The organism is Paenibacillus naphthalenovorans (assembly GCF_001465255.1).
Classification (GTDB): Bacteria; Bacillota; Bacilli; order Paenibacillales; family NBRC-103111; genus Paenibacillus_G; species Paenibacillus_G naphthalenovorans.
In genome coordinates this window covers 3730600-3747099 of record NZ_CP013652.1, presented here as the reverse complement: position 1 = coordinate 3747099, position 16500 = coordinate 3730600, and the positions used below count along the sequence as shown (strand labels likewise).

The following is a 16500-nucleotide window of genomic DNA, read 5'->3' as shown; positions in this document are numbered from 1 at the left end:
TGAGTACCAAGTTAATAGAAGCGGTTACATGAATTGGAGAAGACCTTCAACTGCTCGTATCGATGGTACATTCGGTACGTGAATTTGAAGGTTCTTCTTTTTTTATTCTCTTAGAGGGGGTTGTCCGATGGAGAAGCTGGCCAAACGCAGTGACGCAAGGATAGGCCTTACCCCTAATGCAAAGCGGAAAGCGGTTTCCAATTTTTTATTAGGGATGTTGTATCTGGGACCGATGCTTTTTCTCATGATTGTGTTCATTTTTTATCCGATTTTAAAAACGCTGTATTACAGTTTTTATTCGACGAATCCGCGAGGTGTTCCGGTATTGTTCGTCGGATTGGACAATTACATCAACCTGGTGACTTCAGACAGCTTTTTGACAAGCATGAAAGCGACGTTTCTTTATGTGCTGTACACGGTGCCTATTGGAGTAGCATTGGCTTTGTTCCTGGCGGTGATAGCAAGCGAAAAATTGAGGGGAATCGAATTTTTTCGGGTCATTTTTTCATCTACCGTCGGTATTTCCGTCGCGGCAGGATCCACCATCTGGCTTTTTATTTTCCACCCAAGCATCGGATTGCTTAATCGTGTGTTGGGTTATGCCGGAATTTCTCCGATTGCCTGGCTGACCGATTCGGACTGGGCGCTCATTTCGGTATCTATCACTTCGATCTGGATGGGTATCGGCTTTAACTTCATCATTCTGCTCGGCGGATTGCAAAGTATTCCAGAGGATATTTACGAGAGTGCTACGATTGACGGGGCCGGTTATTGGACCAAATTGTTCCGTATTACCTTGCCGATGGTATCACCAAGCTTGTTTTTCGTCATTATCGTCACGGTCATTCACTCGTTTCAGTCGTTTGGACAGATCGATATCTTGACGCAAGGCGGCCCGGCGGAATCGACGAACCTGATCGTATACTCGATTTTCCAAAATGCGTTTATTCATTACAAGTTCGGCGTAGCGAGCGCACAGGCGATCATTTTGTTCATCGTTGTGCTTATTGTTACCGTTATTCAATTTAAAGTGGGCGAAAAGAAGGTGCATTACCAATGACAAGGACAATGGCTGGCAAGATCCTCTTCTATGTCATTTTGACGCTCATGGCCGTGCTGCTTTTTTTACCGGTCGTTTATGCGATTTCTGCCAGCTTAATGAGCACGCAAGAGTTGATGACAGGCAAGCTTTTTCCGAGCGTGCTTCATTTCAGCAACTACACGACAGCGCTGGCCAATGTGCCGCTGCTGAAGTTTATGTTTAACAGCCTGGTCGTTTCCACTGCGGTAATGCTGGGACAGCTCGTTGTCTGCAGCTTGGCTGCTTACGCCATCGTATTTATCGATTTCAAGGGCAGAAACGTTGTGTTCTTCCTGCTGATCTCTACGATGATGATTCCATGGGAAGCGACGATTATTCCAAACTACTTAACAATCCTCAATTTGAAGTGGGTCAATACGTATTACGGTTTGACGGTACCGCATTTTGCCATCGCCTTCGGGGTGTTTCTGCTGCGCCAGCATTTTATGACGATCCCGAGGGAACTGTCAGAATCGGCTCAAATCGAGGGCTGTGGCCGGTTCCGCTTCTTCCTGACCTTTGTCCTTCCGCTGTCGCGCTCAATGTTAAGCGCCTTAGGCGTTTACGGGTTCCTGACAACATGGAACATGTATCTGTGGCCTCTGTTAACGACAACTAATGACCGTGTGCGTACGGTCCAAATCGGCATCAAGATGATGCAGGCGCAGGAGACGAGCACGAACTGGCCAGTTGTCATGGCTGGAGTCATGATTGTATTGATACCGACGTTGCTTTTCTTGTTCCTGAGCATGAAGCAGCTAAAGAGAGGCTTAATGGCAGGGGCGTTAAAAGGATAAATTATAATGAAAAGGGGATAAAAAACAATGAAATTGAAATCATTATGGCTCAGCTTATTGTCGCTTGTGATTGTATTTTCCCTTGTAGGCTGCAGTCCGGAGGCATCGACATCCGAAGCCCGTAAAACCGGTGACGGTAAAATCAAGGTTACGTTCTGGCATGCTATGAATGGAACGCCGGGCGACCTCATTAAGAGCATGGTAGACAAGTATAATGCGAGTCAGTCGAAATATTTTGTAGAAGCTTCATACCAAGGGACTTATGAAGAAGCGTTGACCAAGCTGAAGGCGGTAGGTGGGACGAAAGAAGCGCCTACGATTATGCAGGCTCAGGAAATCGCCACCAAATACATGATTGATAGCGGTTTCGTACAGCCCGTGCAGGATTTTATCGTCAAAGACAATTATGATCTTTCCAAGCTCGAAGAAAATATTTTGGGTTATTATCAAGTGAATGGCAAGCTGTATTCCATGCCGTTTAACACTTCTAACTCCATTTTGTTCTATAATAAAGATAAGTTTAAAGCAGCAGGTCTGGATCCGGAGAATCCGCCGACAACGTACGCCGAGATTCGCGAGGCAGCCAAAAAATTGACTAACAGCAACGATAAAGGATTCTCCCTTGTTATTTACGGCTGGTTTGTTGAGCAGCTGTTGGCTAACCAGGGCGCAGATATGGTAGATCACGGCAACGGTCGCGATGCACTGGCTACCAAGTCGCTGTTGGACTCAAAGCAAAGCCTGGAAATTTTCAAATGGCTGGATGACATGAACAAGGATGGTTCCATCGGCAACTACGGCCGTAAGTTCGATGATGTTCGAGCAGCGTTCAGAGCAGGGAAAGTGGCGATGTTCCTGGACTCCACAGCAGGCACGCCGGGGAACGTGAAAGACGTGCCGTTCCAGGTAGGAACGGCATTCATGCCAAGTCCGGACGGCAAAAACAATGGTGTAATCGTCGGCGGCGCTTCGCTATGGATAATGAACAGCGTGGCGGAGGAGGAAAAAGAAGGCGCCTGGGATTTCATGAAGTTTATGACACAGCCGGAAACGCAAGCGGAATGGGCGGCCGGCACCGGTTATTTCCCGATCACGAAAGCCGCCTATGACCAACAAGTGCTGAAAGATACGTATGCCAAGTATCCGCAGTTTACTACGGCCGTTAAACAGCTTCAACAAACGAAATTGTCTTCTGCAACCAAAGGCGCTCTGATCTCCGTATTCCCGGAAGCGAGGCTGGAAGTAGCGACAGCGATCGAACGAGTCTATAAAGGCGAAGATCCGCAGAAAGTCGTAGATGAGCTGAATAAGAAAGTAACGGGCCTGATTGAGGAAAACAACAAGGTATCGCAAAAATAATAATTAAAAATGTGCTGAGACGGACATCGTCTCAGCACATTTTTAAAACAGAGGTGTTAAGGATGCTTATTATTGCGCATCGGGGAGCTTCCGGATATGCCCCGGAAAATACGATCGCTGCCTTTGAGCTGGCGATTAATCAAAATGCAGATGGCATGGAGCTGGATGTGCATCTCACGAAGGACGGCGAGGTGGTCATTTGTCATGACGATGATGTCAAAAGGACAACGAACAGTCAAGGCCTGATTAAGGACATGACGCTTGAGGAACTGCGGCGTTTGGATGCGGGCTCATGGTATGGCGAGTCGTTCAGAGGGATAACGATTCCGACGCTGCAGGAATTTATGGCGCTCGCAGCCGACACCCATATGCTGATCAACCTGGAGATCAAAAATTTACCCTACTACCACAAAGGGATTGAGCAAAAGCTGATTCGTTCCGTTCATGAGCATGACATGCTCGACCGGGTCGTCATTTCCTCCTTTGATCATTACGCGCTTGCGGAAACGGCACGTCTTGAGCCGGCGATGAAGCTCGGGGTGCTGTTCTCCACCAGAGTGATCGATCCTTGGGATTATGTACGCAAGCTGCCGTTTGCTGCATACAGCCTGCATCCGCATTATTCGTTTGTTGATGTGGAATATATTCGTCAATGTCACGCTCATGGCTACAAAGTGTACCCCTATACCGTTAACGAGGCGGAATGGGCAGGGCCTTTAGCCCAAGCGGGGCTGGACGGAGTGATCACTAATTATCCGGATCGTTTCCGGTGAGAGCAGGGTTGCAGATATGTCGTATGTTTTTCTTGGTAAACTGGGCTTTTCTCTCTTACTTGGGCTGTTGATCGGCATCGATCGGCAGCTCAAGCATAAGCCGCTCGGCATGAAAACGAGCATGGTGATCTCCGTCGCCAGCTGCCTGATCACGATTGTCTCCATCGAATCGGTGCACCAATATTCCGTTCCGGGGCATACGAACATGGATCCCCTGCGGCTGGCTGCACAAATCGTCAGCGGCGTCGGCTTTATCGGTGCAGGTGTCATTCTTCGGAGAAACAACGATGTGATTTCAGGTCTCACAACAGCTGCCATGGTATGGGCGGCGTCAGCTTTGGGGATTGCAGCAGGGGCCGGATTTTATTTGGAGGCGGTTACAGCCGTGATTCTCATTATTATGGCCATCAACTTGTTCCCCATGTTTATTAAGCTGTTTGGTCCTCAAAGGCTGAAAGAAAGAGACGTGTCTGTCAACATTATCGTGGAGAACAACGATGAAATGACGGCATTGATCGATGAACTCCAGTGTGAAGAGATGCGGGTGAAGCATATTAAGGTGAAAGATGTCGACGGAGAAAAGCAGCAAATCCAAATGATTATGTCCGCTCCCAATAAACAGCGCACAACCTCGATCTATTACCGCATTAAGCAGTTAAGGCATGTTGTGGCGGTCGAAGTGGAAAATATCAGTTCGTAGCTTAGAAATAGAAACGGCGACCGCAGAGTGTCTGACGATAGCCAGACTTTGTGGCGGTGAGTAAAGCAGATGTTTTTGAGCATTATAAGCTTCTTGTACAAAGCGTCGACCGGATGGGATTCGGCGCTTTTTGGCGTGTTACAGAGAAGACGAAAACCATCTTTAAACCTGGTACATATGGTCGAACCATTCCTATAAGCTTGCCATACACTATTACCATCTCAAAAGAAAGGGTGGTAGATTTGGCAAACAGGGATGTAAGGCTTACTTTGTTCTCAGGCCTTAATTTTACAGGACGTCACCTCATCTTTAGACGCGGAGGGATTGCGGTCCGAAATCTGGGCGTGTTTCGTTTCAACAATATTCTCTCCAGTTTCCGGCTCAGAAAAATTGTCAATCGGAATGAAGTTACACTGGTATTGTTTTCAGGCACGAACTTTCGAGGGGCATTCCGCATTTTTCGGGGGAGTCAGGACGTAGCCGATTTGCGGCGCTTTGTTACCTCTTCTTTTATACTGGTAGGCCGTCGTCTTACGAGCGCTTAAATTAGAGAAATTCAACGCACAGGCAAACTTCCCAGAGACATTATAACGACCTAACGATCAGACCGTAATCCTTTGAATCAGCAATAACCTTGAACCTTAGCCGATGGATCCGTTCCATAAGCTAAGTTTTTTTCATTTTCAGCCAACTTTCAGGAAATGCACAACGATTCTTCAGTTGCCGCTCAGATGCAATTCAGGTAACGGGTCTATACTTCAACTTGTAAGAAAAAATAAAATGAAAAAGGTGGAAAAACGCTATGAAAACAATCGGTAAAAAAATGGTTGCAGGGACGATAATCGCCTCTTTTGTTCTTGGTGTCGGCTTTGTCGGGACGTTACATAATCAGGCCTTCGCGAATGAGTCGGCTGGCGCGAAGATTCAGAAGCCGGACTTCGGATCCGGGTGGGGAGACAAGGGCCGCGGAAAAATAAATCCGGGCGGCTTACGCGGCGGCCATGTCCTCCAAGAGACGGCAACCATACTAGGTGTGGAGCAGAGTGTAATTACAGATGCGATGAAGGAAGGTAAAACGTTACTGCAAATTGCACAGGAAAAAGGCCTGAGCGAAGAAGACTACCTGCAAAAGCTGGTTGACGTTCAAACGGCGGCCATCGACGCTCAAGTGACCGCCGGAACATTGACTCAGGAGCAGGCGGATCAAATGAAGTCCGGCCTATCCGACCGTTTGAAGCAGCAAATTGAAAACAAGGGCTTTGGTCATCCGGGTGAAGACCGCGGCAAAATGCCGTTTGGTCCTATGGGCAATCCGGAGGCATTGACACAGATTCTGGGTGTGACTCAAGAGGAGCTGGCTACAGAGTTGCAGGCCGGAAAGTCCCTGGCCGAATTTGCGGAATCCAAAGGCATCACAAAAGAAGAACTGGTCAGCAAAATAAAAGATAGTATGACCGAGCAGTTAAACCAATTTGTTGATCAAAAGGGAGGCTGGCATGGAAAAGCAAAGTCCGCTTCCGATGCGGCTGCTTCGAGTGCCGAAGCCGTGAACTAATTCATACGAATCGTGCGGTCCGTTTCCGACGGATCGCACGATTTTTTTGCCCTATGGCATTCAGCGAATTTTCAGCATTCATTCAATTAACTTTCAGCTTGCGTTCAGATTGGATTCAGCAACCAATACTAGACTGTTATGGAAGGAAGCCGATGGAGAGGGGAAAGACGAATGGAGTTACGCCGCAGCAAAAAGTGGATGATTGTGATTCTAGCCGTGCTGTTATGCGGAGCGGGCACTTATTATTATGTACATAACTCGGCATCAAAGCCTGCAGCGTCCGGGGCAGCGCAGCGAACAACGATGAAAGTAACAAGGGGCGCCATTACTTCTACGGTATCGGGGACAACCCAGTTCAAAGCTCAGGATATGCAAAATATTGTTGTTCCGGTAGACGGGATGATCAAAACGATGAACCTGACGCAAAATCGGGCCGTAAAGAAGGGGGATGTGCTTGTAGAGCTTTCCGTCCCTTCGACGGAAACCAATTTGAAGGAAGCGCGGGTTGCTCTGCAGCAGATGGAAAAAGAGCTGGCCAAGCTTCGGGAAGAGCAAAATCACATGAGTTTTACCGCGCCGATCAGCGGAAAGCTTACATTGGCCTCCAATCTGGATGTGGGAAGTCAAGTCAATAAGCTGGCCAAGGTGGCGACCATTTCCGACCCGTCGCAATTCAAGGTCAAGCTGCCGTTTTATTTGCAGGAAGCCGTTCAGCTCAAAAAAGGCGATCCGGTGGAACTGACGGTTGACGGTTTTATGCTTACCAAAATGGGAACGGTGGAGACGGTCAGCAGAGACATCAAGGCCGATGCGAATGGAAACAAGCTGGTGGACGTCGAAGTGATCGTGAACAATGACGGGACACTCTCCGCGGGAACGGTAGTAAAGGGAAGCATCGCTTCATCTGACCGGAATAAGGAATCCGTGACGCAGGGTGCTCTTGATTATATACATACAGCCGCAGTTTATGCCGGGGCGAGCGGAAATATTCAAAAGCTGAACTTCAAGGATGGCGAGACGGTAAACCGGGGGGACGTGATTGGGACGATCTATAACGACTCGATCCAGGACGAGATCATCAGTAAGGAAGCGGCGATCGAGAGCCAGAAAATCAAAGTGTTCGATGCGGAGCAAAAGGTAAAGCAGCTGACCATTACAGCGCCGTTCGACGGTGTTTTTTCGTCTGATTTCGCCAACAGCCAGACCAACGTGCTGAACAGCTATCCCGTAGGCGCTCAAATCGAAGCCAACACCATGCTCGGAGCGGTTGCCAGCTTAAGCACCATGCAGCTGCCCATTGCGGTGGACGAGCTGGACTTGACCAGCATCAGGGTCGGTCAAAAGGCGCAAGTGAAAGTGGACGCTTTGTCCGGCCGGACATTTGAAGGGGAAGTGACCTCTGTATCCAATGTGGGTACAACGAGCAATGGCGTTACCACTTATGTTGTTGTCGTTTCGGTGAAGAACACCGATCAGAACGAATTGAAGTATGCGATGACCGCCACAGCCGAGATTTATATTCAGGACAAGAAAGATGTTCTGATCCTGCCGATCGAGGCCGTCCAAACCCAAAGAGGAAAGACCTACGTTTCGCTCCAAAAAGCGGATGGAACAGTCGAGGAACAGCATGAAATCCAGATTGGCATTCGGAGTGAAACGCATGTTGAAATCATAAGCGGCCTGAAGGAAGGCGATCAGGTCGTTATGCCGACAAGAAGAGCGACGACGAACAATCCGCAGTTCCCCGGGGGCGGATTTCCTGGCGGGGGCGGCGGATTCAGAATTCAAGGCGGAGGCGGCATGGGAGGAGGAACATTCGGCGGCGGCGGACGAAACTAATGGGTTACATGGCGGAAGGAGTCGTTTCCATTGAATATTATCGAGTTGAATCAGATTACCAAAAGCTATAGGCGCGGAGAAGAGCAGCTTTCGATTTTAAAAGGAATCTCTTTGAATATCGCCAAAGGTGATTTTGTAGCCATTATCGGACCCAGCGGATCGGGAAAATCGACTCTGATGAATACGATCGGGCTTCTCGATTCACCGACGTCGGGGACTTATACCTTGGATGGCGTAGCGACGGAACATTTGTCCGATAACGAGCTTGCCGAGCTGAGAAACCGCAAGATCGGGTTTATTTTTCAACAGTTTAATTTACTCCCGAGGCTGACGGCCCTTGAAAATGTGGAACTGCCCATGATCTATGCGGGGATGGGAGCAAAGGCGCGAAAAGAAAGAGCCCAGGCGATGCTCGAGGCTCTCGGAATGGGGCAGCGCGGCCATCATAAGCCGAGTGAGCTGTCGGGAGGACAGCAGCAGCGGGTAGCCATTGCCCGGGCGCTGGCCATTTCCCCGTCGCTTATCCTGGCGGATGAGCCTACGGGAGCGCTGGACTCGAGAACGGGCATTGAGGTGCTTGAGCTGATCAGAAAGCTTAACGAAGAAGGCAACACGATCGTTTTAATCACCCATGACAATCATATCGCCGATAACGCCAAACGGGTGGTCACCCTGCGGGACGGGGAAATCATCTCAGATGTGCGGAATGCTCCGATGCCTGCGAAGTCACAGGAGGCTGTGGTATGAGACCTTGGGAATTGGTTCGAATGGCGATGGCGACGGTGCTGGCCAATCCGCTTCGGACGGCGCTGACCATGCTGGGGGTCATTATTGGCGTCGCCTCGGTATTTACGCTGGTCTCGATTGGGCGGGGGTCGTCGGAAGCGATCGCCAAGCAGTATGAAAGTCTGGGCACAAATCTGCTCGTGGTCAATCTGATGGGCAATGGCCGGGCTACACAGCTGAACTATCAGGAGCTTATGCAGATGGAGAGCTTGCCCGGGTTTAAAGCGATCGCCCCGACCATGACGAAAAACAACTCGAATATCAAATACGACCGGGAGACGGAAACCTTTAATGTGATCGGGACCAATGACCGTTATTTGGATATGCAGAAGGGAGAAGTGGCGAGCGGGCGATTCCTCGCCCAGGCGGATATCGACTTTCGGAATCACGTGGCTGTCATTGGCAGCGAGGTGGCTGCGAAGTTTTTTGGAACCGGCGATCCGCTCGGGGAGAAGTTGAATATTGACGGATATGTCTATACCATCATCGGATCGCTGAAAAGCAAAGGCTCGAATACGAGCGGAACCTCATTGGACAGTTCCATTTTTGTACCGCTGGATACGCTGAGCAGGGATTTCAAGCTTGGCAGCATTCGGACGACTTATATCGAAGCCGCAACGAGTGAGAATGTGGCCATCGTTCAGTCTATTGTGGAACGGTACCTGCAAAATAAATTTAACAGCACGTCGGGCTACAACATATTTAACTCATCCCAACTCATCAGCGCAAGGCAGTCGGCTTCGAGTACGATGACCAGTCAGCTCGTCAGTGTTGCCGCCATTTCACTGCTGGTAGGCGGGATCGGCATTATGAATATTATGTTGGTCACCGTGAGCGAACGAACGAGGGAAATCGGAATCCGCAAATCGATTGGGGCGAAGCGGCGAAGCATTTTGCTGCAATTTCTGGTTGAGGCCGTCATCATCAGCGGACTGGGCGGATTGATCGGCTTCGTCCTGGGGATTGTGCTTTCCTTGGCATGGCCGTACATCAATCCGAATCAGACCACGAGTCTTTCTCTGGATATCGGGCTGTACGCTTTTTTGTTCTCCGTGCTGGTGGGCGTCGTTTTTGGGCTTTATCCCGCGAACAAGGCTTCCAAGCTCAAACCGATCGATGCGCTCCGTACTGATTGAGATCGCATGTTTAGTCTTTACTACCCCAGGGAGGTTGTTGGAATTGAAACGTAAATTACCGTCTGTTTCGTGGAAACATACAAGCATGGCCCTCTTATTGTCGGGTTCTCTAACCATCGTGTCGCCGCTAACGCCGGTATCCCTTGCAGCAACGGAAGGGGTATACATTGCAGGCCAATCGTACTTTACGCTGGACCAAGCTGCTCTTTCTACTTCCACCCTGCAGTTTTCGGTTGTCCTGCACAATAGAGAAAGCCGGGCTATCGATTTCAACGCATACGGGGTTCGAGTAACGGACGATTCCGGACGCAGTTACACAGCCCGTCTAAGCGAAAAGAAGAGCGCTGTCGTGCTTCCGGGACAGGATCAGCGTTTCCGTTTTTATTCGGATATCATTCCGGGTATGACTGCGGCGCAGCTCAAGGTGGAGATCTTCCGCTGGGACAGCAGCCAATCTGATTTTATGAAGCATTTGGGGAGGCTGTCCGTAGCTTCTGTTGTACAGGAGGGTCAGGCGGCTGTTCCGGAGGAGATCATGAATTTGCATACAGTGGACAGCGCCCTGGCCAATGATGCCGCGGTCGCCTATCGATTGGGGCAAAGTGTTCACGTGGTGGAGGACGGCAAGTGGTACTTGTACACGCAGTTGTCCGTAAAAAATATAGGGTCCGCCAGTGTGAAGCTTCCCGCCTCGCTTCAAGTACGACTTAAAGGCGCCGACGGGTTGAAATACTCTGCTTCGTTCGCCGATGGCAGGGATCAAACCTTTTTTCCGAACCAATCGGGCATCGTAACATTAAAAACGGCGGTATCGAAGGACCTGTCGGAAAAGGGCCTTGGGTTGGAGTTTTATTATATGAATCAGAGCGAAGAAGTATTGCTTAGCACCATGGACATCAGCTCCTCGCTGCGAACGGCCCGGTTGGGCGATACGTTGGATTATGCAAGGCAGCTTGAAGGGGAGCATTTGACCGTCAAAGCGGAGAAAGCGACCTATTCCAAGCAAGCGGACGGAATACATGTCCAAACGGTAGTTACTGTAAGCAATGAAGGGGATTCGATTGCTTCCGTGCCTTCCTTACTGGCTACATATCAGTTTGGGGGGGCCGGAGCGTCCATTACATCAACCGATAATACATCGCGTATTTCTTACCTGTCTCCCAAAGAAACCGCGTCCTTTTACTTTAATGCGGTGCTTCCCGAAGGGATTGACCCGAATGCCGTCCGGCTCGTGATCTGGGAGAAGAGTAAGACCGGTTCGTCTGCCAATACGGCTGCAGCAAGCTCTTCATCGAACGGTACATCGGGCAGTGGATCCGGCAATGCATCAAATAACACATCAAGCGATGCATCCGATGCGCCGGCGTCCACCGGGGCGGCAAGCACTTCATCTCAAGCCGCATCCGCTTCGGCAGCGCATGTTCCGGTTGCGGTGTACCTTTGGGAAGGGGCCAGTCAGGCAAGCAGCATGATCTCATCGGCTCCCGCCTACAAGCTGGGGGAAAAATTGATTTTTAAAGATAACGGCGTTGTCGACAAAAATCTGGATGTATCTTTAGTAGAGCTTCATGTTCATGAAAACGATGATTTCGGCTACAAGACAGCCATCGGCAAATATAAAATTACGAATAAGGGTACGAGTTCCATTGTGCTTCCGAAGCTTCAAAACGAGCTGATTGACAAACAAGGAAAGACATACACAGGCAGCAGACAAAGCTCGGTTCCGGAGCTCATCATGCCGGGCACCTCCTATGTGATCAGTTATTCTTACTTGCTGCCGAACTCGGTGGAGGATAAGACGTTTGCTTTGAATGTGTACGATGATCAATCCGTTTCGCAGGGAAAAGTTTCACTGGGCGCCTATCAGGTCGGAATCCAGGAGGAATCGGACAGCGATACGATATCTTTCTACCCGTTCCTGGTTCAGTTCCAAAATTACACGCTGGGCTGGTCTTACAGCAGCGGGTCTTATACGTATACTTTGAATCTTTCCATGGCGATAGAGCATCCGGATCCGGTCATTGTGGATTCAAATTTCTCCAAAATGCAGTTTGATTTGGTCGATGGGATGGATCGAGTCGTCGGTACACAGACGATGACCTTCACGGGAACCGACAGGCTCATAAACGGCAAACAAAAAATATCCTTCACCGGCTTAAAGGATGAGCAGGGTACCAACGGTATCCGAGTGAAAATCTATGAAGTCATCGAGACGGCGAATGGGCCGGCCAAGCGTTTGGTTAAGGAATTAAAATATTAATATGTTCTCCATAGGGCGTCTGCAGTGTGCAGGCGCCCTTTTGGCGTGCAAAGAAGCATTTGCATCATTGCGTCGAATTAGCCATTTATTAAGTATTATTTTGATACACATAGTAATATGCGGAGGGCAGGCGCAAGTATTATAAAGTGACAGAATCGGGGATCCGGGCCTATAAACATAATCTTGCCGCCTGGAAAACCGCCAAAACGTTAATTGATTAGCTTATCGAATAGCAGGAGGTATCTTCATGGACCGTTTAAAACAACATGTTGATCGGTTATTTTCCGGGCACAAGGATCAGCCAAATTAGAGAGCTTAAGGAAGAAATTTTAAGTAATCTGGAAGCCAAAGTTGCGGATCTGACATCTAATGGTATGGAGTATTATCAAGCGGTAAGCACAGCAGTGGAGCAGTTCGATCATATCGATGGTTTAATTGACGATAACAAGGAGGTTTACATGGGGAATGCTTCCAAGCGGAATTGCGGTATCCCTTAGAAGATTCTTCAGGATTAGCAACCTTGTACCGCTGGTGATATACTCAGAGAGAATGACTGAGCCCAAAGGAGCTGAATAGGGTGGCGCAGATGGAAACGATGATCAAAGCCAGCGGCCTGGTCAAAAGATACGGCGACTTTACAGCGGTGAAAGGCGTGAATTTCGAAGTTTATAAAGGCGAGGTGTTCGGACTGTTGGGTCCCAACGGCGCAGGCAAGACGACGACGATGGAGATGATTGAAGGGCTCCGCCGTCCTGACGACGGCTACGCTGTAGTCGCAGGCTATGATACCCGTAAGGATCTGAAAAAAGTGAAAGAGGTGATCGGCGTTCAACTGCAATCCACCTCTTTGTTCGATCTGCTCAAGGTGCATGAAATTGTAAAAATGTACGCGAGCTTTTATCCGGAATCCGTACCGATCGACCCGCTGCTGGAAGATATGCTTCTTCAGGAGAAACGGAACGACCGCGTCAGGAACTTGTCCGGAGGCCAAAAGCAGCGGCTGGCGATAGCGCTCGCGCTGGTGAACGATCCTCAGGTGATCTTTCTGGATGAGCCGACAACCGGACTTGATCCGCAAGCACGCCGGACACTGTGGGACATTGTGCTCAGGCTCAAGGAACGGGGAAAGACCATCGTCTTGTCCACGCATTATATGGATGAGGCGCACGTCCTTTGCGATCGAATATGTTTAATGGACAGCGGCCAAGTTATTGCGCTCGATGCGCCGAGAAATCTCGTGCGAAGCCTGCAGTCGGAAAGCGCCATCGAATTCCGTTTGGAAGGAACGGAGGAGTGGGAACGGGAGCGCCTGAACCTGGCCCTCGTGTTGTTGGGCAGGGTGAGTGAAGTGAAGCAGGCGGATTACCGCAATGAGCTGTTCGTCCTGTATACCGACGATTTGCAGACATCTTTAGTCGAACTGATCGGTTTGGCTTCCCGGGAGCAGTGGAAGGTGCAGGATTTGCAAACGCGTACGGCGACCTTGGAGGATGTTTTCATTCATATGACCGGAAGGGGCTTGAGAGAGCAGTGAAGGCCTATATTCAATTAACGCTGGCTCAGCTTAGGCTGTTCGGGCGCAACAAACAGGTTTTGTTTTGGACGCTGTTATTCCCGGTATTTTTCATGGTCATGCTTGGGGCATTCCTCGGCAAAGATACCCCGGTCACGGTGTCGGGAGCGGTCATCGACCAGGACCGGACGGCGTCTTCGCAGGCTTTGATCCAAGCCTTGGAGGATCATCCGGTCCTGCAGCTTAAGGCCGCTCAGGATCTGGATGCGGAAGTGGAGGTGCTCAAGCGCGGGGATCATCAGCTTGTGATCGTCATTCCCCAAGGCTTTGCCAAGCACTTGGAGGCGAGGACGGGACCCGCCGCAGGGACGCCGAACCCGGAAAGCCGGACTTCTACAGCCATTAAGGTATATTATGACGAGACGAACGCCGCCGCATCGCAGATCGGTCTGCAGCTGATCACGCCCATTGTGGACGGCATCGACAAACAGCTGTCCGGCTATGTACCGGCCATCAAGATTGAGCCGGAAGGCGTGCAGTCGTTGAAGCTCCGTTATATTGATTTCCTCGTACCGGGCATTCTGGCGATGATGATCATGTCCAACAATTTGAACGGCGTCGCCGCGCAAATATCATCGTGGAGGGAGCGGGGAGTTTTGCGCCGCATGCAGAGTACAACACTGCACGCTTCCACCTTCATTGCGGCGCAAATTACGGCGAGACTTATATTGAACGGGCTTCAGGCCGTCATTGTTCTGCTTGTGGGTTACTTGTTCTTCGGTACGCAGGTGAACGGGTCCTGGCTGACCCTACTGTTCTTCATCATCCTCGGCACGCTGGCGTTCATGGCGACAGGGTTTATCGTGGCCGGTCTGGCCAAGACGCCGGAAAGCGCGGGACCGATTGCCGGTTTCATCTCGTTTCCGATGCTGTTTGTGGGCGGTGTCTTTTTTCCGATCAAAAATATGCCCGAGTTTCTCCAGCCGTTGGTGAAGCTCATCCCGATCAGCCATCTCACCACCGCACTGCGGCAGGTGATGAACGTCGGCGCGACGATGGGAACGATGTGGGTGGAAGCGGTATTTCTGGGTGCATGGTTAGTGCTTGCGTTTATCGCCGCCAGCCTGACTTTCAAATGGGAGTGAGACGGACACATCTTTTTGCTCAAAATGGGAAATACTAAATTCGTAAAGACGCATATGGTAATGGGGGAACATTTTTTAACAGTGCGTTGATGTTCCGTTAATCTTGTCCTCATGTTGGCAGAGTACCATGAAAGCAAGAACACCAAAAGCGAAGGGACGATGTTTAGCATGATCCTGTACCAAATGGCCAAAAGGCTGGAAGAGAGAAACCGGCTGCAGCAGACGATCAACAATCGGACGGAAGGCGATGTCGCCGATCTCACGACGCTAAAGGAGCAGGTCGAAGCCCAACTAATATCGCAAGCCAGCGTATGGTCGGAAGAAGGGGAAGATGAATTCAGGCTGACCGTGTTGAGTCCGGAGACGGAATGGATGCAGTCGAACTCCCATATGCAATAACGGAAACAATGGATCCTGACGGTTCCATTTTTTTTGTTTTGTAGGTACAATTGATATGCAGACCATATCATCATGAGTCGCTGCCATACTTTTGTACGTGATAGGGGCTGGAGATCATGCCTACCCATGTGTCGGTTATCGAGGCAAAAGGGGATTTCGTTCAGGGGATTAAAGATTGTATCCCTACCCTGCTGGGATATTTAAGCATCGGATTTGCCGCAGGCATTATTGGAAAAACGGCGGGCTTAAGCACAGCTGAAGTCGCATTGATGTCCTTGCTGCTGTATGCCGGTTCGGCTCAATTCATTTTGGCTGGAATGGTCGCCGCGGGCCATTCGGCTACCGCCATTATTATTACCGTTTTCTTTGTAAATCTTCGCCATTTTTTGCTTAGTGCGGCCTTATCGCCTTATTTCCGCCATCTCACCCCGTTCAGAAACATGCTGATCGGTTCCCTGCTCACGGATGAAACCTTTGGCGTGGCGATAGGGCAGACGGCGAATCGAAAGGCTCTCGGCGAAAAGTGGATGCACGGCCTCAACTTGGCCGCTTACAGTAACTGGTTTGCAGCCAATGTAGCCGGGGCGATCCTGGGCCAATGGATTGCGCGGCCGGAGCAATTCGGGTTGGATTTTGCTCTGCCTGCCATGTTTATAGGCCTTCTGGTATTGCAGATGTTAAGCCGCGGCACCATTGCGATAGATATTAGCGTGGCGGTATTTGCGGTTATTGTGGTGGTAGGCATCGGCTGGATGTGGTCGGGAAGCATCGCGATCATCGTGGCTACGGTGGCAGGAGCGACCTTGGGGATGGTGATCGAACGATGGAAGTAAGATGGGATATTTTATTGATTATTATCGGGGCATCGCTGGTCACGTTCATTCCCCGGGTCGTCCCCCTGATGGTTTTAAGCCGTATTCCACTGCCCGATTGGGCCCTGCAATGGTTAAAGCATGTCCCGATTGCCGTCATGGCCGCCTTGGTCGGGCAAGAGCTGTTCGTATCGGACAGCAAACTTGTATTGTGGAAGAATGTCGATCTGGCGGCCGGCCTGCTCACCTTTATCGTGGCCATCAAGACCCGGAGCCTGTTATGGACGGTGATTGCGGGTACCGCTTGCGCCATGGTACTGCGCATGGTGTTTCATTCATGAAGGG

The 16500-nt window shown here is 50.1% G+C and carries 16 protein-coding genes; all 16 read left to right on the top strand.

Annotated features, from left to right (window positions below; translation table 11 throughout):
* Positions 1-127: 127 nt before the first annotated feature.
* The 16 genes from IJ22_RS18360 to IJ22_RS18285 all read left to right on the top strand — a co-directional run bounded on the left by IJ22_RS18360 (position 128) and on the right by IJ22_RS18285 (position 16496).
* Positions 128-1060: a carbohydrate ABC transporter permease gene (locus IJ22_RS18360; protein WP_062409864.1), complete on the top strand. Its 933-nt coding sequence runs from the start codon at positions 128-130 to the stop codon at positions 1058-1060.
* Positions 1057-1878 (top strand): carbohydrate ABC transporter permease, encoded by an 822-nt coding sequence (locus IJ22_RS18355; protein ID WP_082660878.1) that lies wholly within the window; start codon positions 1057-1059, stop codon positions 1876-1878. The genes IJ22_RS18360 and IJ22_RS18355 overlap by 4 nt, the downstream gene beginning before the upstream one ends.
* A gap of 27 nt (positions 1879-1905) precedes the next feature.
* Positions 1906-3237: an ABC transporter substrate-binding protein gene (locus IJ22_RS18350; protein ID WP_062409863.1), complete on the top strand. Its 1332-nt coding sequence runs from the start codon at positions 1906-1908 to the stop codon at positions 3235-3237.
* Positions 3238-3299: 62 nt separating this feature from the next.
* Positions 3300-4010 (top strand): glycerophosphodiester phosphodiesterase, encoded by a 711-nt coding sequence (locus IJ22_RS18345; RefSeq protein WP_054818184.1) that lies wholly within the window; start codon positions 3300-3302, stop codon positions 4008-4010.
* A gap of 16 nt (positions 4011-4026) precedes the next feature.
* Entirely contained in the window at positions 4027-4710 is a 684-nt protein-coding gene (locus tag IJ22_RS18340; protein ID WP_062409862.1) for an MgtC/SapB family protein, read from the top strand.
* Positions 4711-5512: 802 nt separating this feature from the next.
* Positions 5513-6265: a DUF2680 domain-containing protein gene (locus IJ22_RS18335; RefSeq protein WP_062409861.1), complete on the top strand. Its 753-nt coding sequence runs from the start codon at positions 5513-5515 to the stop codon at positions 6263-6265.
* Positions 6266-6436: 171 nt separating this feature from the next.
* Positions 6437-8104, top strand: a complete 1668-nt coding sequence (locus IJ22_RS18330) for an efflux RND transporter periplasmic adaptor subunit (RefSeq protein WP_062409860.1) — start codon at positions 6437-6439, stop codon at positions 8102-8104.
* A gap of 30 nt (positions 8105-8134) precedes the next feature.
* Positions 8135-8851 carry an ABC transporter ATP-binding protein gene (locus tag IJ22_RS18325; RefSeq protein ID WP_062409859.1) on the top strand — a complete coding sequence of 239 codons (717 nt, stop codon included), beginning with the start codon at positions 8135-8137 and terminating at the stop codon, positions 8849-8851.
* Positions 8848-10026: an ABC transporter permease gene (locus IJ22_RS18320; protein ID WP_062409858.1), complete on the top strand. Its 1179-nt coding sequence runs from the start codon at positions 8848-8850 to the stop codon at positions 10024-10026. The genes IJ22_RS18325 and IJ22_RS18320 overlap by 4 nt, the downstream gene beginning before the upstream one ends.
* Positions 10027-10069: 43 nt before the next feature.
* Positions 10070-12286: a hypothetical protein gene (locus IJ22_RS18315; protein WP_062409857.1), complete on the top strand. Its 2217-nt coding sequence runs from the start codon at positions 10070-10072 to the stop codon at positions 12284-12286.
* Between the two features lie 266 nt (positions 12287-12552).
* The gene (locus IJ22_RS18310) at positions 12553-12783 is read left to right on the top strand and encodes a permease prefix domain 1-containing protein (protein ID WP_062409856.1); all 231 of its coding nucleotides are present in this window, start codon (positions 12553-12555) and stop codon (positions 12781-12783) included.
* 89 nt (positions 12784-12872) lie between these two features.
* Positions 12873-13820: an ABC transporter ATP-binding protein gene (locus tag IJ22_RS18305; protein ID WP_062411051.1), complete on the top strand. Its 948-nt coding sequence runs from the start codon at positions 12873-12875 to the stop codon at positions 13818-13820.
* Positions 13817-14944 carry an ABC transporter permease gene (locus IJ22_RS18300; protein WP_062409855.1) on the top strand — a complete coding sequence of 376 codons (1128 nt, stop codon included), beginning with the start codon at positions 13817-13819 and terminating at the stop codon, positions 14942-14944. The genes IJ22_RS18305 and IJ22_RS18300 overlap by 4 nt, the downstream gene beginning before the upstream one ends.
* A gap of 159 nt (positions 14945-15103) precedes the next feature.
* Entirely contained in the window at positions 15104-15343 is a 240-nt protein-coding gene (locus tag IJ22_RS18295; RefSeq protein ID WP_235594166.1) for a hypothetical protein, read from the top strand.
* A 116-nt stretch (positions 15344-15459) separates the two neighbouring features.
* The gene (locus IJ22_RS18290; RefSeq protein ID WP_062409854.1) at positions 15460-16176 is read left to right on the top strand and encodes an AzlC family ABC transporter permease; all 717 of its coding nucleotides are present in this window, start codon (positions 15460-15462) and stop codon (positions 16174-16176) included.
* Positions 16167-16496 carry an AzlD domain-containing protein gene (locus tag IJ22_RS18285; protein WP_054818190.1) on the top strand — a complete coding sequence of 110 codons (330 nt, stop codon included), beginning with the start codon at positions 16167-16169 and terminating at the stop codon, positions 16494-16496. Before IJ22_RS18290 ends, IJ22_RS18285 begins: the two co-directional genes overlap by 10 nt.
* The last annotated feature ends 4 nt before the right edge of the window (positions 16497-16500 follow it).

What these genes read in the sequence shown, in the direction of transcription:
- IJ22_RS18360 (WP_062409864.1), top strand. Translation starts at nt 128, where the DNA reads ATGGAGAAGCTGGCCAAACGCAGTGACGCAAGGATAGGCCTTACCCCT.
- IJ22_RS18355 (WP_082660878.1), top strand. Translation starts at nt 1,057, where the DNA reads ATGACAAGGACAATGGCTGGCAAGATCCTCTTCTATGTCATTTTGACG.
- IJ22_RS18350 (WP_062409863.1), top strand. Translation starts at nt 1,906, where the DNA reads ATGAAATTGAAATCATTATGGCTCAGCTTATTGTCGCTTGTGATTGTA.
- IJ22_RS18345 (WP_054818184.1), top strand. Translation starts at nt 3,300, where the DNA reads ATGCTTATTATTGCGCATCGGGGAGCTTCCGGATATGCCCCGGAAAAT.
- IJ22_RS18340 (WP_062409862.1), top strand. Translation starts at nt 4,027, where the DNA reads ATGTCGTATGTTTTTCTTGGTAAACTGGGCTTTTCTCTCTTACTTGGG.
- IJ22_RS18335 (WP_062409861.1), top strand. Translation starts at nt 5,513, where the DNA reads ATGAAAACAATCGGTAAAAAAATGGTTGCAGGGACGATAATCGCCTCT.
- IJ22_RS18330 (WP_062409860.1), top strand. Translation starts at nt 6,437, where the DNA reads ATGGAGTTACGCCGCAGCAAAAAGTGGATGATTGTGATTCTAGCCGTG.
- IJ22_RS18320 (WP_062409858.1), top strand. Translation starts at nt 8,848, where the DNA reads ATGAGACCTTGGGAATTGGTTCGAATGGCGATGGCGACGGTGCTGGCC.
- IJ22_RS18310 (WP_062409856.1), top strand. Translation starts at nt 12,553, where the DNA reads ATGTTGATCGGTTATTTTCCGGGCACAAGGATCAGCCAAATTAGAGAG.
- IJ22_RS18305 (WP_062411051.1), top strand. Translation starts at nt 12,873, where the DNA reads ATGGAAACGATGATCAAAGCCAGCGGCCTGGTCAAAAGATACGGCGAC.
- IJ22_RS18295 (WP_235594166.1), top strand. Translation starts at nt 15,104, where the DNA reads ATGTTTAGCATGATCCTGTACCAAATGGCCAAAAGGCTGGAAGAGAGA.
- IJ22_RS18290 (WP_062409854.1), top strand. Translation starts at nt 15,460, where the DNA reads ATGCCTACCCATGTGTCGGTTATCGAGGCAAAAGGGGATTTCGTTCAG.
- IJ22_RS18285 (WP_054818190.1), top strand. Translation starts at nt 16,167, where the DNA reads ATGGAAGTAAGATGGGATATTTTATTGATTATTATCGGGGCATCGCTG.